Raw genomic sequence first — 19,814 nt, 5'->3', positions numbered from 1 at the left:
CTTCTCAGGCAAACGGCCCCGGTATGACCGATTCGCGTAATTTCAGTTGGCCGACTCTTTTTGCGCAAACATTTCGCGGCGCAGCAACACAATTTCTCCGGCTAAATCCCGGCATAGCATGGCGGTCATCAGATGATCCTGCGAATGCACCATGATCAGGTTCACCGGGATCTTTCCCGTTCCTTCATCGAGACCAATCAACTGGGTTTGTACCTTATGCGCCTTGCGTGCTGCTTCATCTGAGGCTTTAAGCATGGCGTCTGCCTCCTCCCACTCCTGTTTACGTGCGCACTGAATGGCCATCATGGCATTGGATCGCGCTTCGCCTGCGTTGATCAATAACTCCATCACGGTTTGTTCGAGGTCGAATTCCATCTTAAACTCCAATTGGTATACCAAAGTTAGTGAAAATGATTATATTGGAATTCCAATATTCACATGTGAGATTGATGTCACAGAAATTAATGCAAATTAGGCTATTTTTTGGCATACCACATTGCGTTAATCCTCACGCAAGCGGTAAACAGGATGACCTCAGAAATGGACTCTGGCCTTAATTCGCGATGACGTAGTGATCTATATTTTCATACTCGTCTGCGTGAAACAAACACCTAAAACATTGTTCAAATAAACAGAGGTGGTGTCATGTCCCTAAAGGATCGTCTGATTGACTCTCTCGGAAGTTTTGCCAATACCTTTAACAGCTTGCGCTACATCATGGCGATCAAAGCGGCGTTTATTACCTTAATGCCGGTGATTATTGTCGGCGCTTTTTCGGTATTAATTTCCAATATGGTGATGGACCCTAAAAATGGTTTAGCTCATTTTGACATGTTTTCTTGGCTGGCAATGCTCAAGCCGATCATGAGCAGTATTAATTATGCTACGTTGAGTTTTCTAACCATCGGCGCAGTATTTTTAATTGGTATTGAACTGGGGAAAGTAAACGGCTCGCGGTCGTTATTCCCAGGATTATTAGCCGTTATCTGTTTTATTGCTGTCACGCCGACCACCGTCGATATGATGGTCAACGGCCACATGCAGGAAGTGAAAGACGTATTGGCGAAACAATTTTCCGATACTAAAAGTCTGTTCCTTGGCATGTTTATTGCCATTTTGTCGGTCGAGATCTATTCCGCGCTGGAAAAGGTTAACAGTCTGCGCATTAAAATGCCGGAAAGCGTACCCCCGAATGTTTCTGCGTCCTTCTCTGCCTTAATACCGGCCATTATTACCGTCGTGATCGTTGCCTCTTTTGGTTTCGTTTTCCATCGCGTAACCGGCATGTATTTGTACGATGCGGTATATCAGGTGATCCAGCGTCCCCTCGAGTCGGTGATGCAAAGCCTGCCAGGGATCTTGTTGCTGATGTTTGTTGCTCAGTTGTTTTGGGTGATCGGCATTCACGGTAACCAGATGATCAAACCTATCCGCGAACCACTGCTTCTGGGCGCGATCATGGTCAACATGACGGCGTTTGAGCAAGGTCATGAGGTGCCGAACATTATCACCATGCCGTTCTGGGATGTTTATATGAGTATCGGCGGTTCAGGCTGCACCATTGGTCTGTTATTGGCGGTGCTGATGGCTACACGTCGCAAAGAGATGAAAGAGATCGCCAAGCTATCATTGGGGCCAGGCTTCTTTAACATCAACGAACCGGTGATCTTCGGCATGCCGATCATGCTCAATCCGATCCTGGCCATTCCCTTTATTATCACGCCGCTTGTCACCGGCACCATCGGCTATTTTGCCACCAGCCTGGGTTTTGCCGGGCGTGCCGTGGTGATGGTGCCCTGGACTACGCCGCCAATCATCAACGCCTGGCTCTCCACCGCGGGGTCGATGGGGGCGGTGATCACACAAATTGGCTGCATCGTGGTCTCCGTGTTGATTTACCTGCCGTTTGTCAAAGTGGCATCGCGGCGTGCAGATCTGGCGCAGCAGCAGGCCATGCAACAAAAACAGCAACAGCCAGCTACCGCTCAGCGGACGATGTGATTGCATAACTTAATGAAGTAAAGACGAAAGGAGGAAAGTGATGAGTAAGGTTTCTATTGCCATCCCTGACGGCTTTATCCTGGGCGCTGCAGCATCTGCCTGGCAAACCGAAGGCTGGTGCGGTAAAAAATCCGGACAAGATTCATATCTTGACCTGTGGTACAAAAATCATCGCCATGTCTGGCATAACGGTTATGGTCCGGCAAAAGCCACGGATTTTTATAACCGTTATAAAGAAGATGTGGCCCTGATGAAGGCCAGCGGCCTGACGCATTACCGTACGTCGATCAACTGGTCACGCTTTCTTACTGACTATGAACTCGGCACCGTCGATGAAGAGTATGCTGCATACATTGATAACTACCTTGATGAGATGAAGCACAACGGTATAGAACCGATGCTGTGTCTCGAACACTATGAACTCCCGGCTTATTTGCTTGAAAAATATGACGGCTGGAGTTCGAAGAAAGTCGTCGAGTTGTTCGTGCTGTATGCCGGAAAAGTGTTTGAACGTTTTGCCGGTAAAGTCAGCCGCTGGTTTACGTTTAACGAGCCAGTGGTGGTGCAGACGCGCGTTTATCTGGATGCCATCCGCTGGCCATTCGAGCAGAACACCGCGAAATGGATGCAGTGGAATCACCACAAAGTGCTGGCTACCGCCAAAGTGATCGAACTGTTTCGCCGTCAGGGTTATGACACCCACGGTAGCATCGGCGTGATCCTCAATCCTGAAGTGACCTACGCTCGCTCGTCGTCAGCGCACGATCAACAAGCGGCGCATTTATACGATCTGTTTTATAACCGCGTATTTTTAGATCCGATGATCAAAGGAGAATACCCGCAGGAATTGCTCGATTTACTCGAAAAGCACCAGGTGCATTTCGATTATTCAGAGCAGGAACTGGCGGTCATCCGTAATAACACCGTCGATGAGGTGGGTATTAATCTTTATTACCCACACCGCGTAAAAGCCCCGAGCCGAGAATGGAATAAACAGACGCCATTCCACCCGGCTTTTTATTATGAACATTTCGAACTGCCGGGACGCAGGATGAATACGTCTCGGGGCTGGGAAATATATCCGAACATTGTGTATGACATGGCGATGCGCATAAAAACGGAGTACGGCAATATTCCGTGGTTTGTTGCTGAAAATGGGATCGGTATCGAAAACGAAGGAAGATTTCGCGACGCGGCCAGTGGCGAAATTCAGGACGATTACCGCATTGAGTTTGTCGCTGAACATCTTTATTGGGCGCTGAAAGCCCGTGAAGAAGGGGCAAACTGCCTCGGTTATATGCTGTGGGCCTTTACCGATAACGTGTCGCCCATGAACGCCTTTAAAAATCGCTATGGCCTGATTGAAATTGATCTTGATGATAAGCGCGATCGCCGCCAGAAAAAATCATCGTACTGGTTTAAATCACTGAGCGAATCTGGCGTGTTGTCATTCACGCTGGACGACGAAGAAAAATAACTAAGGAAAGCGCATGAAACGCATCATATTGGCCTGTTCGGCAGGCATGTCCACTTCGCTGGTGGTTACCAAAATGGAAAAAGAGGCCGCTGTGCGCGGTCTGGAATACAAAATCTACGCCATTCCTGAACAAGAATTACGCGATGAGCTGGAGCAATATGCGCAGGACGTCGTGGCGGTGCTGCTGGGTCCGCAAGTGCGTTTCAAGTTGACGGAAAATAAAAAACTTACGGATCACTACAACATCCCGATCGCCATCATAGATTCGGTTGCTTATGGTACGTTGAATGGCGCGAAAGTACTGGATCAGGCTTTGAATTTGCTATCCTAGCCGGAGGCTATCGACTTGCCCTTTTTAACTCGGGCTGCGCTCACTCTCACACTTACTGCATGTCTGCTGCGAGGTTGTGCGCTGGCCCCATCCAAACGGGCTGCGACAATATCGCCTTTGGCATTCCTGAACAGGGAATACAATCATTTTTTGGGTATTAAGGTGGAAGTGTGGAAAAGGGCGCGGTGCCGCAAGAGCGAAAACAGTATCAGGAAATAGGGCATGACCTGCGGGAGAAAATTCAGCAGGGGCATTTTGCTATTGGCTCGCGTTTACCGCCTGAACGTAATATGGCAGAAACCTACGGTGTCAGCCGGACCATTGTGCGTGAAGCCTTGCTGATGTTGGAGCTGGAAGGGACGGTGGATATCCGTCAAGGATCTGGCGTGTATGTGATCCGCATTCCTTCGGCAGAAGAGGGGGAAGACGACCTACTTTATCAGGGCCAGATCGGACCCTTTGAGATTTTACAGGCGCGGCAGTTGCTTGAGAGTAATATCGCCGCCTTTGCCGCCAAAATGGCGACCAAAAATGACATCGAAAACCTGCGGCGCACGCTAGAACAAGAGCAGAGCGCGATTGTTGCAAATGACGAAAGCGGCGATAACGACCGCCTGTTTCATCTGCTGGTTGCGGGCGCGACACAAAACCAGATGCTGCTCGACTCAGTGAAAAATATCTGGTTGCATCGGGATTCCAGCCCGCTGTGGAAGCAGTTACATAGCCACATCGCGACTCGGGGCTACCGGTTGAAATGGCTGGCTGATCACCAAAATATTCTGGCTGCGCTGCGCCGTCGCGATGTCATGGGCTCGTATGAGGCTACCTGGCAACATCTGGAGAACGTCAAAAACACCCTGATGGAACTCTCCGACGTGGACGCGCCGGAGTTCGATGGTTATTTGTTTGAATCGGTGCCGATTTTTCAGGGCAAGATGGTTTGACGTAGAGCTGCTACGTCTGAACTTAGTCGCGTTGCAGCCAACGCCTTTGTCGCCTGAAGCAGGACGTGTATTTAGGTCGCCGGGCCGGTCACCGAGTGTCGGCGCACTAACGTCGGGCTGAACATATGGGTCGTTTCTGGCAGCGGCTGACCTTTAGCTAAGGCGAGGGCCAGCTGTGCAGCCTGATTTGCCATGGCCACCACCGGATAACGAATCGTGGTCAAGCGCGGGCGCAGGTAGCGGGAAATCAGCACGTCATCAAAACCAATCAATGAGATCTCTCCTGGCACATCAATGCTGTTATCACTTAACACCGACAGCGCACCGGCGGCCATAGAGTCGTTATAGCAAGTCACTGCGGTGAAGCTGCGCCCTAATCCGAGGAGATCCGCCATTGCCTGTTCCCCGCCAATTTCGTCAGGCTCACCGTAGGCGATCAGTTTGTCGTCGACCGGAATATTGTGCTCTCTCAGGGCGTCGAGATAGCCTTGCAGGCGGTCTTTAGCATCGGAAATACCGTGATTGGAGCACAAAATGGCAATGCGCTGGTGGCCGCTTTGGATCAGATGGCGAGTCGCCAGCCAGGAGCCGTGACGGTCATCAAGGGCCACGCAGCGTTGTTCGAAATTAGGCAGCGTTCGGTTAACCAGCACCATACCAGGGATCTGTTGCATCAGGCTTTGCAGTTCGTCGTCGGGCAACATTTTGGCGTGGACCACCAGTGCTGCACAGCGGTGACGGATCAACTGCTCGATCGCCTGACGCTCTTTCTCGACATTGTGGTAACCGTTGCCGATCAGCAGAAAATTGCCGGTGGCATAGGCCACCTGTTCCACTGCTTTTACCATGGCACCGAAGAAGGGGTCTGAGACATCCGCGACAATCAGGCCGAGGGTTTCAGTGGATTGCTGCGCCAGCGCCCGGGCATTGGCATTGGGATGATATTGCAGATGTTGCATTGCGCTCTGCACCGCTTCACGCGAGCTGTCACTGGCCTTGGGGGAGTGATTAATCACGCGTGAAACCGTCGCAACGGAGACACCTGCCAGTTTTGCAACATCTTTGATGGTAGCCATTACACGTCCGAAATTTGTGTGAGGGTAAGCGTTTACATTATCAGTTTTGCGGACAAAGCGCGGTGGGGCAAGGGGTGCAGATCGCAACTTTGTGATGCAAGACAATATTTTGTGGATCAGGCACTCGACAGCCAAGGGCTGATTGACAGCCGCTTTACCTGCAAAACTGAGTGATTATCGATATTTGTGCTTTGAGTTCAGACTGCCCCCAATGCTATTTTTAACGTTATTCACTTGCCTATAATAATCCCATCAGAGAACAACATGACAATCAAACGCTATCCGCAATTGGCCCACTGGGGAGCCTACACCGCCGTGGTTGAAGACGGGCGCTTAATCCGCTGTGAGCCTCACTCTGCGGATGCAGACCCTTCTCCCTTGCTCGACTCCATCGTCCCGCTGGTTTATTCTGATAAACGTATCCGCAAACCGGCGGTGCGCCGTTCGTGGCTTCAAAAGCGTGAAAACAGCGATCGTACGCTGCGTGGTAAAGAAGATTTTGTCGAAGTGGACTGGGATCTGGCGCTGGATCTGGTGGCGGAAGAGAACAAACGCGTGCGGGATCGCTATGGCGCATCCGGTATTTTCAACGGTTCATATGGCTGGTCTTCCGCAGGTCGTCTTCATCATGCGCGATCTCTGGTGCGACGTTTTTATTTTGCCGGCGGTGGCGGTGTGGATCAGCAGGGCAATTACAGCTGGGGCTCGGCGCAATTTTTCCTTCCTTACGTGATTGGTACTTTTACACCTATGACCGGACGCGTTACATCGTGGCCGAGCGTGGTGGACAACGCGGAGATCCTGTTGGCCTTTGGTGGCCTGGCGTTGAAAAATGCTCAGGTGGCGTCCGGCGGTGCCGTTGAGCACACGCTGAAACCGGCGCTTGAGCAGTTGGCGAAGAAAGGTACGCCAGTGATTAATATCAGCCCCATGCGCGATGACTGCCCGGCATTTCTCAATGCTGAGTGGATCCCTATTCGTCCTAATACGGATGCCGCGCTGATGATGGCGGTAGCCTTCGAAATTCAGCGCCAGGGTGCTCAGGACGACGTCTTCCTCGCCAGCCACTGCGTTGGATATCCACAACTGGCGGCCTATCTGCAGGGCAAAACTGACGGCGTGGCAAAAACGCCGGAGTGGGCAAGCCAGATCACCGGCATTCCGGCAGAGCGTATCGCCCGGCTGGCGCAGCAGCTCATTGGCGTGCGTAGCTTCATTACTTGTTCATACTCAGTTCAGCGCGCCCATCGCGGCGAGCAGCCTTACTGGATGATGATTGCCCTTTCAGCCATGCTTGGGCAGGTCGGTCTGCCGGGCGGTGGCTTCTCATTTGGTCATGGTTCGATGAATAGCGTCGGTAATCCTCGCTTTGACACGCCGGGGCCGGCGGTCAGCGCCGGGCCAAACCCATCCGGTTTGTCGATCCCGGTGGCGCGTATCAGCGACATGTTGCTCAACCCCGGTCAGCCGTATGAGTTTCAGGGAGAAACGCTGAACTACCCGGATATCCATCTGGTGCACTGGTCAGGTGGCAATCCGTTCCATCATCATCAGCAGCTCAACCGGCTGGTGGAAGGGTGGCAGAAACCGGACACTGTGATTGTGCAGGATAATGTCTGGACACCGGCCGCTAAAATGGCGGATATCGTGTTACCGGCTACCACCACGCTTGAACGTAATGACATTGGTGGTTCGTCCCGTGACCGCTTCGTGCTGGCGATGCATCAGGCGATTGCGCCGCAGCATCAGGCGCGCAATGACTTCGACATATTTGCCGATCTGGCTGAGCGTCTGGGCTACCGCGAGCAGTTCACGCAGGGCCGCGACGAAGATGCCTGGCTGCGTCATATTTACCAAAAATGCGGTGAAGCGCAGAACGGCACCGGCGTAGAGTGGCCGGATTTTGAAAGCTTCTGGGAGCGTGGCTTTGTCGAGTTGCCGATGCCGCAGAAAGATTTCGTGTTCTTCGAGGCGTTTCGTAAAAGCCCGCGTGCGAATCCGCTCGGCACGCAGAGCGGCAAAATTGAGCTGTTCTCCGAGAAAATCGCCAGCTACGGTTACCACGATTTCGCCGGTCATCCTGAGTGGAAACCGCCGGTGGAGTGGTTGGGGTCTGACACCGCGAAACAGTGGCCGCTGCACCTGATTTCTATTCAGCCGAAAGATCGTCTGCACAGCCAGCTGGATCAATCCCCGCTGGCGCAGTCGAATAAAACGGCAGGCAAAGAAACGTTGATGATGCACCCGGACGACGCAGCCGGGCGCGGGCTACAAAATGGCGCGCTGGTGAAAGTCTCCAACGATCGCGGTAGCTGTCTGGCGGGCGTATCGATCAATGACGGGATCACCCGTGGCGTGGTACTGATGGCGACCGGTGCATGGTTTGACCCCGGCTTTGGTGGCAAATGGCAGGAGACTGAACAGGCGGGTAACCCCAACGTGCTGACGTTAGATATCGGTACTTCGCCACTGACTCAGGGGCCGAACGCGATGAGCTGTCTGGTCGAGGTTGCCAGCATAAATCCATAAGATTTTATCGGGTTACTGCCTGATGTGTCATTAATGACTGAATACAGGCAGTTTTTCACCACTGGTTACACTTTGCGGGATTATGTTGCGATTACTTGCTGGCTGGGAATAAGGCAAAGCGGCTAAATTGAACATCCCAGAGGTATTGATTGGTGAATCATCAACGTACTTTGTATGTTGATACCGATTAGATTTGCACCAACCTACGCGGATGCGTAGGTTTTTTTTTGCCTTTTTTCAGCATCGCTGAATGCGGGACTTTCCTAAACTATCTCCTATCCGTCGTAAAACGCCTCTCTCCTATAGTATGCTGTTTCCTTAACCTTTTTTCTTTCAGAATCAGGGATGGCTCATAAGGAGATGGCTCCGATGTACAACTTTCTGTTTCGGTTTTTCAGGCTGCTGTTCCGCCTGGCATTTCGCGTCACGGTCACGCCTGCCAACGCCAATTTTGATTATCCAAGATTGCTGATCACACCGAACCATGTTTCGTTTATCGACGGCGTGCTGTTGGTGCTTTTCCTGCCGGTCAAGCCGGTGTTTGCAGTCTATTCCAGCATTACCAACAGTTGGTATATGCAGTGGCTGAAACCTTACGTCGACTTCGTGCCACTGGATCCGACCAAGCCGATGGCGATTAAACGTTTGGTGCGCGAAGTTGAAAAGGGTCGCCCGGTGGTGGTATTCCCTGAAGGGCGCATCACGGTCACCGGTTCACTGATGAAAATTTACGACGGTGGCGCTTTTGTGGCGGCGAAGTCACAGGCTACTGTCATACCTGTGCGCATTGACGGTGCAGAATACACGCCGTTCGGCCGTCTGTTCGGCAGCTTTAAAATCCGTTGGTTCCCAAAAATCACTATCAACATTTTGCCGCCGCAGCAGGTACCGATGCCTGATGCCCCGCGCGCCCGTGAACGTCGTGTACTGGCCGGGCAGAAGCTGCATGACATCATGATGGATGCGCGGATGAATACCCGCAAGCCGGAAACACTCTACCAGGCATTACTGTCTGCGCAGACCCGTTATGGTCGTCGTAAACCGTGCATTGCGGACATCGCCTTCAAAGAAGACAGTTATCAGGGACTGTTGAAAAAATCCCTGGGTGTCAGCCGTATTCTGCAACGCTTCACCCGTGAAGGCGAACATGTCGGAATGCTGCTGCCGAACGCCACCATCATGGCCGCGGCGCTGTTCGGTGCTTCAATGCGTAACCGTATTCCGGCGTTGCTTAACTATACGGCGGGTGCCAAAGGCATCAAAAGCGCGATGAAAGCGGCGAAGATTGAAACCATTATCACCTCGCGCCAGTTTTTGGAAAAAGGCAAATTAACGCATCTGCCGGAAAACGTCCCGGAAGCGAAATGGGTCTATCTGGAAGATCTAAAAGATACCGTGACCACCGAAGATAAGCTGTGGATCCTGTTTCACCTGATCTTCCCGCGCCGGGCGATGCTGCCACAAAAAGCCGACGATGCGGCGCTGGTGCTGTTTACCTCGGGCTCCGAAGGTAACCCTAAGGGCGTAGTACATTCCCATGCCAGCCTGCTGGCTAACGTCGAGCAAATCCGCACTATTGCGGATTTCACTCCGCGTGACCGCTTTATGTCCTCGCTGCCGCTGTTTCACGCTTTTGGCCTGACAGTTGGCCTGCTGACGCCTCTTATTACCGGTGCGAGAGTGTTCCTCTACCCAAGTCCGCTGCATTATCGCATCGTGCCGGAGCTGGTTTACGATCAGAACTGTACCGTGCTGTTTGGCACCTCGACGTTCCTCGGCAACTACGCTCGTTTTGCCCATCCCTATGATTTCGCCCGTTTGCGTTACGTGGTGGCCGGTGCAGAGAAGCTGTCTGAAAGCACCAAGCAAATCTGGCAGGAAAAATTCGGTATCCGCATTTTGGAAGGCTATGGCGTGACGGAATGCGCGCCCGTAGTGTCTATCAATGTGCCGATGTCCACTAAAATTAACACCGTGGGCCGCATTATGCCGGGCATGGAGGCGCGCCTGATCAAGGTGTCAGGGATTGAAATAGGCGGGCGTTTACAACTGCGCGGGCCGAATATCATGAAAGGCTATCTGCGGGTGGAAAATCCCGGTGTACTGGAAGCACCGCAGGCCGAAAACGCTGAAGGCGATATGCAGGCTGGCTGGTACGACACCGGTGATATCGTCACGCTCGATGAGCAATGTTTCTGCGCCATTAAGGGCCGCGTGAAGCGCTTTGCGAAATTGGCTGGTGAAATGGTATCACTTGAAAGCGTAGAGCAACTGGCACTGAAAGCCTCGCCCGATGCCCAGCACGCCGCGACTTCGCGTAGTGACAGCAGCAAAGGCGAAGCGCTGGTGTTGTTTACCACCGATACCGAACTGCGCCGCGACGCACTCTCTAAAGCCGCCCGCGAGCTTGGGCTGCCTGAACTCACCGTGCCGCGCGATATTCGCGTGGTGAAAGCTCTGCCGTTACTCGGCAGCGGTAAACCTGACTTTGTCACCCTGCGCGAGATGGCAGAAAAACCGGAGAATGAGGCATGACCCAGCCTTTACCTGCAAAATCCCCCCTGATGTCGCGCAGTATGACCGCGGTGATCGTGGCGCAGTTCCTGTCAGCCTTCGGCGATAATGCGCTGCTGTTTGCTGCACTGGCGTTGATTAAGCAACAGCTCTATCCCGACTGGAGTCAGCCCATTTTACAAATGGCTTTCGTCGCCACTTACATCATTCTCGCGCCGTTTGTTGGCCAGTTCGCCGACAGCTTTGCCAAGGGCAGGGTGATGATGTTTGCCAATATTCTCAAACTGGCCGGCGCGGCCGTCATTTGCGCCGGACTGAACCCGTTCCTCGGTTATACATTGGTCGGGGTTGGTGCGGCAGCTTATTCACCCGCTAAGTACGGCATCCTTGGTGAAATTACCGCAGGTGAACAGTTGGTGAAAGCCAACGGTCTGATGGAAGCGTCAACTATCGCCGCTATTTTGCTGGGCTCGGTGGCAGGGGGGGCACTGGCCGACTGGAATATTCTGGCCGCGCTGAGTGTCTGCGTGCTGGCCTACGCGGCAGCAGTGGTGGCGAACTGGTTTATTCCAAACCTTGCGGCGGCCCGTCCGGGGCAGTCCTGGCGTCCGAAAGTCATGACCGGTACCTTCTTCCGCGCCTGCCGTATTTTGTGGAATGATGGAGAAACTCGTTTCTCACTGGTCGGTACCAGCCTGTTCTGGGGTGCGGGCGTCACGCTGCGTTTCCTGCTGGTACTGTGGGTGCCGGTGGCGCTCGGTATTACTGACAACAAAACTCCGACGCTGCTTAACGCCATGGTGGCGATCGGTATCGTCTTTGGTGCCGCTGCGGCGGCCAAATTGATCACCCTCAAAACAGTCAAGCGTTGTCTGCCCGCCGGCGTGGCGATTGGTGTCGCGGTCATTATTTTCGCCGTGCAAACCAGCATGATGAACAGTTACTTGTTGCTGGTGATTGTCGGGGTCCTCGGCGGATTCTTTGTGGTGCCACTGAATGCGTTGTTGCAGCATCGCGGCAAAGAGTCGGTCGGCGCGGGTAACGCGATTGCGGTGCAGAATCTCGGCGAGAACACCGCTATGTTGCTGATGCTTGGCTTATATTCACTGGTGGTCATGGCAGGCGTGCCGGTGGTCGGCATTGGTATCGGCTTCGGCGTGGTCTTCGCTCTCGCCATTACCGCGCTGTGGGTGTGGCAGGTGATGCAAAAGCACCGGGCGTAATACGTTTTCACCTCATTTTCAACCAATCTGAACCTCACTCAACGTGAGGTTCTTTTTTTAATGCCAGCTATCCCCCCTTTTTACCAGTACCCCAGCAATTTCCACCATAATCCCCCCGCGGTGATCCAGATAACCAGGTTGATCACGCTGAGGATCAATCCGGCTTTCCACCATTCAGTCAGCGTGACATAACCTGAGCCGAAGATGATGGGTGCCGTGCCGGTGCCGTAGTGGGTCAGGGACATCATCAGAGAGGAAGAGAACGCCAAAATTAAGCCTAAGAATGCAGGAGGAGCACCCAGAGCCAGACCTGCGGTGAAGAAGGCGGCAAACATGGCGGTAATATGTGCGGTGGTGCTGGCAAAGAAGTAGTGCGAATAAACGTAGACCAAAACCAGTAAAATGGTGCCACCAATCCAGCCGATGCCTAAGTTATCAATTGCGCCCCCCACACTCAGTGAAAGCCAGCGAATCAAACCAAGCTTACCGAGGAACGTTGCCATCATTACCAGCGCAGCGAACCAGATTATCGTGTCCCATGCACTTTTATTTTTTAGTAAATCATCCCAGCTTAGTACGCCTGTGACGAGTAGGATAGACAGCCCTATAAAAGCCGCCGTTGTGGGGTCTATCGCCCATGCGCTACCCAAAAAGAAGGCCGGAACGCCAGCCCACAATGACAATAGCAAACCAAATGCTGACAGCGTGATTTTTTCCGGCAGGGAAACGGGCCCCAATTCGCGTATTCTTTCTTTGGCAAAAAACTGTGCATTCGGCGTTTTTTTGATCTCCGGCGGATAAAGCCAATAAATGACCAGCGGAACCACAATCAACGAAATGAGTGCGGGCACCAGCGCCGCGATTGCCCACATTCCCCAGGTGAGCTGAAAGCTTGAGCCCGTCTCTTGCATTATCAAATTGACAATCAAAGGATTAGGGGCCGTCGCAGTAATAAACATTGCTGATGTAATAGGGTTGATGTTGTAGCCAACCAGCGCTAAATAACGCCCCATCTTTTCAGTCGATCCTGGCTCCGGTTTTGAATCAAAGCTGTCGGCGATAGAGCGCATAATCGGGTGAATAATACCGCCGCCCCGTGCAGTATTACTGGGTGTTACCGGTGCCAGCATGACTTCGGCAATTGCCAGCGAGTAGGCGATACCTAACGTACTTTTACCAAACAGAGATATAAAATAGTAACTGATACGCGAACCCAGTCCTGTTTTACTCAAACTTTGCGATAGCATGATCGCAATACCAATCAACCAGATAAGATTATTGGAGAAACCGCTTAACGCATCATTCAATGCGGCTGATGGTTTGCCAGGGTTGGTCACACCGGTTAAGGCAACCAGCGCAATAGCAACGATTGAAATAGCGCCGATAGGCAAGGCTTTGCCAATAATTGCTGCGATAGTACCGACAAACAACGCCAACAGATGCCATGCGTTGGGGGTTACATCCTGAGGGTGCGGAATAACAAACCAGATAGTCAGCGTAATGACTATGGCGATAAGGGAAGGAACAGGTTTCAGCGGGGTCATCCGATCCATAATATTTTCACTCTTCCAGAGATAATCAACATCTCAGAAAAGTTGGGGCAGTGATCTGAGATTAACGAATGTCTTTATTCTGTGATCAATGCGATCTGCATTGTTAGAGGTGCACCGACCGTTCAACGATAATAGATAGTGAGGGCGGCGTAATATATGTCCGAAATCATGATATTGCATGAAAGCGCCAAAAAAAGGCGCGGTGTCGTCAGTCACTCTGACCAACACCGCGCCTTTTTATTGTTTACTTATCGGTATTATGGAGCAGGAATGGTGAAACGCTTGTGGATCTCTTCCAACGAGTTAAGCACGTCCTGATCCAGCGTCAGATTCTGGCTGTCGATGTTGATCTTTAACTGCTCCAGTGATGTCGCGCCGAGCAAGGTACTGGCGACAAAAGGTTGTTGACGAACAAATGCCAGCGCCATCTGTGATGGGTCCAGACTGTGTTTTTTCGCCAGCGCCACATATTCGGCTACAGCGGCTTCAGACTGCGGCGAAGAGTAGCGGGTAAAACGGCTGAAGAGCGTATTACGCGCATTCGCTGGTTTCGCACCGTTGAGGTATTTGCCGCTCAGCGTACCGAAAGCCAGGCTGGAGTAGGCCAGTAGCTCTACGCCTTCATGTTGGCTAATCTCTGCCAGACCAATCTCAAAACTGCGGTTTAGCAGACTGTAGGGGTTTTGAATCGACACAATGCGCGGAAGATCGTGTTTTTCTGCCAGTTGCAGATAACGCATCACACCCCATGGCGTTTCATTTGATACGCCAATGTAACGAATTTTCCCGGCACGTACCTGTTCATTCAGTGCTTCCAGCGTTTCCAGAATGGTGACCGGTGAGCTGTCGTCTGTGTATTGATAACCCAATTTTCCGAAGAAATTCGCTGGGCGCTGCGGCCAGTGCAGTTGATAGAGATCCAGATAGTCGGTATTCAGACGTTTTAGGCTGGCATCGAGCGCTGCCCGGATGTTCTTGCGATCCAGGTATTGATCTGGACGGATGGCGTTGTCGCTGCCACGTGAAGGCCCGGAAACCTTACTGGCCAGCACGATCTTTTCGCGGTTACCGCGGGCTTTTAGCCAACTGCCAATATAGCTTTCGGTAAGACCCTGGGTTTGCGGACTCGGTGGCACCGGATACATTTCTGCCGTATCAATCAGATTGATGCCCGCAGCGACGGCGTAATCCAGCTGTTGGTGGGCTTCGGCTTCGCTGTTCTGTTCACCAAATGTCATGGTGCCAAGTCCCAGTAAGCTCACTTCTAAAGAACTGTGGGGTATACGGTGATATTGCATTGCCGGTCTTCCTTACTTTTGAGGATGTCAGGCTGATAAAAAGTGCCTTAACTGACTTTATATATCTTTCAAGCGTGATATTTCTTTCAGGGACGGTATCTATTTTAAAGTTAAGACGTTATCGGTTTTAAACCGTTGTCTGTGCGTCAGAGACGATATCTGACTATATACAAGCGATGCGGATGGGGGAAGTGGCAAGCTGAGTTGGGCTGGAAATGGTGAGGCTGGAGTTAATAAAAAGCTGAAATACCCGCAGTGGACTCGCCGCGGGTATTTCACTATGAAAGTCTTTTCTGACAGCGCTTAGCGTTTCATGACCTGGCTGACGTTGTCATTGTTGATTTGACGTTCATTACCTTGATCATCGGTATAGCTCAATAACCCGGTTGATTTATCCAGTTTAGGTTTGCCGTCTGTCAGGATCATGCTGCCGTCTTTGGTTGAGATGACATAATCACTGGCACAACCGGCCAGACCAACTACTATCAGCGCGGCGCTGATCATCAATAAGCCTTTCTTCATTGCTTTTCCTTAATTATGGGCTTGTTAAAACAGTTATTAGCGTAGCAAAACCTCTGGTTGAGGTTAGGTAAAAAATGTCTTTTATTTGTTTAAAATATCAACGATCAACTAAAGCAGAAAATGTCGCGCCAGCAAAGGTCCGGTAAAACTCTTTTTGAGGTAAAAACCGCGCGGCAGAGTCATTATGGGTTGACCAAATTCGCCGATGGCTTCAGTCAACGCTTTACTATTAGCGCCTTTCGGGCGCAGCTGCAACACCTCGCCGTGACGCGCGGTAATTGTTTCGACTTTTCCCAGTACGATCAAATCCATCAACTCTTCCCAGTCCAGACGCAGCTGTTGTTCCTCCTCAGCGGAAGGGCTCCAAAGCAGGGGGGTGCCAATTCTTCTTTCTGAAAGTGGGATCTGACGCTCTCCCTCCACCGGGATCCAGAGTACGCGGGCCAGTTTATGCCGGACATGGCTACTTTCCCATGTCACTCCGCTGTTGCCGGTCAGAGGCGCGACGCATACAAAGGTGGTCTCCAGCGGTTTGCCGGTGGCATCAATCGGGATGGTTTTAAGCTCTATGCCGATTTCGGCGAAATCCTGCTCAGGTTTACTGCCTGCCATTGCACCCAAATAGACCTCCAGCAACATGCCGACCCAGCCTTTTTCGCGTTTCAAATCTGGCGGGATAGCCAGATTTGCGTGCTCAGCTAATCCCCCAAGAGAATAACCCGCCAGCGATTGCGCGCGGGCCAGCAACGCTTGTTCGTCGTGGGGTGGGTCGATAATGGGCAGTGGAATTGACATACAGCAAGTCCCGCAATAGTTGGTTGATTTTCATACGCAGGAAAAACACTGGACAAAATTAAAAGTTATACCCGCGACTACCCCTAATAATAGCATGATTTATCGTGGTTTTTTTTTCGAAAAGTCCTGCAATGCTGATGGATAATTTAAGGTTAACCCACAGTTGAAGTGGACAATGAACAGGATCTTCCCCCTACTTATCCACAGATTTTCTGGATAACCTACCTTTATAACGATCACTGGTTCGATTTACAGGCTTGACTGTGGGGTTTTTTTGTCATTTTGCCCCATAAATAGTCAATGGGTCGCTTTTATCTGTGGATAAAAACGTCGTTGGTTGATCTTTCGCCAGCGATCGCTCGCTGTACCGTTAAAGCCACAAAATAACCCGGTGGAGAAGCTGTGGGTTGTTTTTAATTTATTGAAATTAAACAATTTAAAATCATGATGAAAACTGGACAGGAAAAAGCTTAAAATAGTTTTACCCCCTTGTCATGAAGTTCTTCACATACCTATCCACAGAAAAAGTGAATAAAATCGCCCTTGTATGAGGCTGCCTGTTTATAACTTTGCTTTTTCGTGTGAGTTATCCCATTTTTATTCGTGAAGATAGGGGCGAAGCAGTGGTTTACCGCCTGTTGGTAGTATGAAACAATCAGAACATCTATGATTTTAAGCTTATCGAGGTAGTCCGGTGATCGATGATGATGGCTACCGCCCGAATGTTGGTATCGTAATCTGTGACAAGCAGGGCCAGGTTTTATGGGCCAGACGATACGGTCAGCACTCCTGGCAGTTTCCACAAGGGGGTATCAACCCGGGTGAAACTGCTGAACAGGCCATGTACCGTGAGCTGTTTGAAGAGGTGGGGCTTGGCAGAAAAGATGTGCGTATTCTGGCTTCGACCCGCAACTGGTTACGCTATAAATTGCCAAAACGTTTGGTGCGTTGGGATACAAAGCCGGTATGTATCGGCCAAAAGCAAAAATGGTTCCTGCTGCAATTGATGTGTAATGATGCAGACATCAACATGCAGCGCAGCAGTACGCCAGAATTTGATGGTTGGCGCTGGGTGAGTTTCTGGTATCCGGTGCGTCAGGTCGTGTCATTCAAACGTGATGTTTACCGTCGCGTGATGAAGGAGTTTTCCATGACCGTGATGCCAATGCAGGAAATTCCTATGCTCCGGACGTCGCCCGTTTATCGCCGTAAAAGAGGCTAAGTCACGAAGAAATGCTCACGCGTTTGCGAGAAATTGTTGAAAAGGTAGCGATGACGTCCAGCCTGAATGATGCGCTGGACGTGTTGGTCAATGAAACCTGCCTGGCGATGGATACCGAAGTTTGTTCCGTTTATCTCGCTGACAATGACCGCCGTTGTTACTACCTGATGGCGACGCGAGGTTTGAAAAAACCTCGCGGGCGCACTATTGCATTGGCATTCGACGAAGGTATTGTCGGGCTGGTTGGGCGCCTGGCAGAACCTATCAACCTCGCCGACGCGCAGAGTCACCCCAGCTTCAAATATATTCCCCAGGTAAAAGAGGATCTCTTCCGATCCTTCCTCGGCGTGCCGATCATTCACCGTCGCCAGTTACTCGGCGTGCTGGTTATCCAGCAGCGTGAACACCGGCAATTCGATGAAAGCGAAGAGTCTTTCATGGTTACGCTTGCCAACCAGCTAGCGGGCATTTTGTCCCAGGCCCAGCTCAACGTACTCTATGGCCGCTTTCGTCAAACCCGTGTTAAAGCGTTGGCTGCTTCCCCCGGCGTCGCTATTGGTACTGGCTGGCAGGACAGCACACAACCTTCGCTAGATCAGGTCTATATGGCGTCCACGTTGGACACCGTGCGTGAACGTGAGCGTCTGACCCGCGCGCTGGAAGATGCGGGTGCCGAGTTCCGTCGTTTTAGTAAACGTTTTAGCGCCAGCGCACAGAAAGAAAGTGCTGCCATTTTTGACCTCTATTTACACTTGCTCAATGATGCACGGCTTAAGCGTGAGCTCTTCGCTGAAATTGATAAGGGCTCAGTAGCGGAGTGGGCAGTCAAAAAAGTTGTGGAGGAGTTTGCCGCGCAGTTTGCCAGCCTGCAAGACACTTACATGCGAGAACGCGGTAGCGATCTGCGGGCGCTCGGACTGCGGTTAGTTTTCCATCTTGATGACACTATTCAGGGCAATACTCAGTGGCCAGAGCGTTTTATTCTGGTAACGGATGAACTGACCGCCACCTTATTGGCTGAAGTTCCTCAGGACCGACTGGCCGGTGTGGTTGTGCGTGACGGCGCCTCTAACTCCCACGCTGCGATCCTGGTGCGTGCCATGGGCGTGCCAACTATTATGGGGGCAGATATTCAGCCATCGCTGCTCAACCAGCGCCAACTGATTGTCGATGGTTACCGTGGCGAACTGCTGATCGATCCTGAGCCGGTGTTGGTTAACGAATATAAGCGGCTGATCAGCGAAGAGATGGAGCTGAGTCAGCGTGCGGAAGATGACGTTGAGCAACCTGCGGCAATGAAAACCGGTGAGCGGGTTCAGGTGATGCTCAATGCGGGTCTGAGTGCCGATCACGAAAAATTGTTTGGCACTCGCGTTGACGGCGTGGGCCTCTACCGCACCGAAATTCCGTTCATGTTGCAAAGTGGTTTTCCTTCGGAAGAGGAACAGGTCGCGCAGTATCAGGGGATGTTGCAGCTATTTCCCACCAAGCCAGTGACCTTGCGTACGCTGGATATTGGATCTGACAAGCAACTGCCCTACATGCCAATCAGTGAGGAGAACCCTTGTCTGGGCTGGCGCGGTATCCGCATCACCCTCGACCAGCCGGAAATCTTCCTGATTCAGGTTCGCGCCATGCTGCGGGCCAATGCGGCTACTGGCAACCTCGGTATTCTGCTGCCGATGATCACCAGCCTGGAAGAGATTGATGAGGCGCGCCGCCTAATCGATCGCGCAGCGCGTGAGGTGCAGGAACAACTCGGTTACGACTTACCTAAAACGCGTATTGGCGTGATGATCGAAGTGCCATCGATGATCTTCATGCTGCCTTCACTCGCGGGACGGGTCGATTTTCTTTCCGTTGGAACTAACGACTTAACACAGTATCTGCTGGCCGTTGACCGTAATAATACCCGGGTCGCCGGGTTATACGATAGCCTGCATCCGGCCATGCTGCGGGTGCTAAAACAGATCGTGGCCGATGCCGAAATCGCCGATTTGCCCCTCAGCATTTGCGGTGAAATGGCCGGTGACCCGATGGGGGCACTGTTGCTAACCGGCATGGGATATCGAAACCTCAGCATGAACGGCCGCAGCGTTGCACGTATTAAATACCTGTTGCGGCGTATTGACTTAGCAGACGCACAGGAACTTGCCCGCAGAGCGCTTGAGGCGCAATTCACGACTGATGTCCGCCACATGACCGCGGCTTTCATGGAAAGACGTGGGTTGGGTGGTCTGATTCGCGGCGGTAAATAAATACTCTACATTCTTCAGGTGCCCGTGCATTGGCCGTTCCGGGAGCAGGGTATGTGACGTTTTTTTACAGA

15 protein-coding genes are annotated in these 19,814 nt (G+C 51.9%); 9 read left to right on the top strand and 6 right to left on the bottom strand.

From position 1 onward, the window contains the following. Window positions 1–42: 42 nt before the first annotated feature. Window positions 43–375, bottom strand: coding sequence for a PTS lactose/cellobiose transporter subunit IIA (locus tag ACMV8I_RS13795; RefSeq protein WP_498865782.1), 333 nt, complete (start codon window positions 373–375; stop codon window positions 43–45). A gap of 270 nt (window positions 376–645) precedes the next feature. Between ACMV8I_RS13795 and ACMV8I_RS13790 the strand changes: the two genes are divergently transcribed. The 4 genes from ACMV8I_RS13790 to ACMV8I_RS13775 all read left to right on the top strand — a co-directional run bounded on the left by ACMV8I_RS13790 (window position 646) and on the right by ACMV8I_RS13775 (window position 4,753). Beyond that, entirely contained in the window at window positions 646–2,001 is a 1,356-nt protein-coding gene (locus ACMV8I_RS13790; protein ID WP_498865781.1) for a PTS sugar transporter subunit IIC, read from the top strand. Between the two features lie 40 nt (window positions 2,002–2,041). Then, window positions 2,042–3,478 carry a glycoside hydrolase family 1 protein gene (locus ACMV8I_RS13785; RefSeq protein ID WP_498865780.1) on the top strand — a complete coding sequence of 479 codons (1,437 nt, stop codon included), beginning with the start codon at window positions 2,042–2,044 and terminating at the stop codon, window positions 3,476–3,478. Window positions 3,479–3,491: 13 nt separating this feature from the next. Continuing rightward, on the top strand, window positions 3,492–3,809 hold the full coding sequence (locus ACMV8I_RS13780; RefSeq protein WP_498865779.1) for a PTS sugar transporter subunit IIB: 318 nt from the start codon (window positions 3,492–3,494) through the stop codon (window positions 3,807–3,809). Window positions 3,810–3,979: 170 nt separating this feature from the next. Continuing rightward, window positions 3,980–4,753, top strand: coding sequence for an FCD domain-containing protein (locus tag ACMV8I_RS13775; protein ID WP_498865778.1), 774 nt, complete (start codon window positions 3,980–3,982; stop codon window positions 4,751–4,753). A 71-nt stretch (window positions 4,754–4,824) separates the two neighbouring features. Here the strand turns inward: ACMV8I_RS13775 and galR are convergent, their stop codons facing one another. Further along, window positions 4,825–5,829, bottom strand: a complete 1,005-nt coding sequence (galR, locus tag ACMV8I_RS13770) for an HTH-type transcriptional regulator GalR (protein WP_498865777.1) — start codon at window positions 5,827–5,829, stop codon at window positions 4,825–4,827. A 264-nt stretch (window positions 5,830–6,093) separates the two neighbouring features. Here galR and ACMV8I_RS13765 point away from each other — a divergent pair, with 264 nt between their 5' ends. The 3 genes from ACMV8I_RS13765 (at window position 6,094) to lplT (ending at window position 12,095) form a co-directional block, all read left to right on the top strand. Further along, a complete protein-coding gene (locus ACMV8I_RS13765) occupies window positions 6,094–8,358 on the top strand; it encodes a molybdopterin guanine dinucleotide-containing S/N-oxide reductase (RefSeq protein ID WP_498865776.1) in 2,265 nt (754 codons plus the stop codon). Between the two features lie 369 nt (window positions 8,359–8,727). Next, the gene (gene aas, locus ACMV8I_RS13760; RefSeq protein WP_498865775.1) at window positions 8,728–10,893 is read left to right on the top strand and encodes a bifunctional acyl-ACP--phospholipid O-acyltransferase/long-chain-fatty-acid--ACP ligase; all 2,166 of its coding nucleotides are present in this window, start codon (window positions 8,728–8,730) and stop codon (window positions 10,891–10,893) included. Next, window positions 10,890–12,095, top strand: coding sequence for a lysophospholipid transporter LplT (gene lplT, locus ACMV8I_RS13755; RefSeq protein WP_498865774.1), 1,206 nt, complete (start codon window positions 10,890–10,892; stop codon window positions 12,093–12,095). The genes aas and lplT overlap by 4 nt, the downstream gene beginning before the upstream one ends. 80 nt (window positions 12,096–12,175) lie before the next feature. On the opposite strand, the gene ACMV8I_RS13750 is transcribed toward lplT, so the two are convergent. The 4 genes from ACMV8I_RS13750 to mutH form a co-directional block, all read right to left on the bottom strand. Continuing rightward, window positions 12,176–13,648, bottom strand: a complete 1,473-nt coding sequence (locus tag ACMV8I_RS13750; RefSeq protein WP_498865773.1) for a DASS family sodium-coupled anion symporter — start codon at window positions 13,646–13,648, stop codon at window positions 12,176–12,178. Between the two features lie 257 nt (window positions 13,649–13,905). Further along, entirely contained in the window at window positions 13,906–14,946 is a 1,041-nt protein-coding gene (locus tag ACMV8I_RS13745; RefSeq protein ID WP_498865772.1) for an NADP(H)-dependent aldo-keto reductase, read from the bottom strand. A 303-nt stretch (window positions 14,947–15,249) separates the two neighbouring features. Then, window positions 15,250–15,468 (bottom strand): YgdI/YgdR family lipoprotein, encoded by a 219-nt coding sequence (locus tag ACMV8I_RS13740; RefSeq protein ID WP_498865771.1) that lies wholly within the window; start codon window positions 15,466–15,468, stop codon window positions 15,250–15,252. 108 nt (window positions 15,469–15,576) lie between these two features. Beyond that, a complete protein-coding gene (gene mutH / locus ACMV8I_RS13735) occupies window positions 15,577–16,263 on the bottom strand; it encodes a DNA mismatch repair endonuclease MutH (RefSeq protein WP_498865770.1) in 687 nt (228 codons plus the stop codon). A 694-nt stretch (window positions 16,264–16,957) separates the two neighbouring features. Here mutH and rppH point away from each other — a divergent pair. Both rppH and ptsP read left to right on the top strand, forming a co-directional pair. Then, entirely contained in the window at window positions 16,958–17,485 is a 528-nt protein-coding gene (rppH, locus tag ACMV8I_RS13730; protein WP_498865769.1) for an RNA pyrophosphohydrolase, read from the top strand. Between the two features lie 11 nt (window positions 17,486–17,496). Next, window positions 17,497–19,743 carry a phosphoenolpyruvate--protein phosphotransferase gene (ptsP, locus tag ACMV8I_RS13725; RefSeq protein WP_498865768.1) on the top strand — a complete coding sequence of 749 codons (2,247 nt, stop codon included), beginning with the start codon at window positions 17,497–17,499 and terminating at the stop codon, window positions 19,741–19,743. Window positions 19,744–19,814 lie beyond the last annotated feature (71 nt).

The organism is Ewingella sp. S1.OA.A_B6 (assembly GCF_049889095.1).
Classification (GTDB): domain Bacteria; phylum Pseudomonadota; class Gammaproteobacteria; order Enterobacterales; family Enterobacteriaceae; genus Ewingella.
The sequence above is the reverse complement of the archived record's forward strand: the minus strand, read 5'-3'. Positions and strand labels throughout refer to the sequence as shown.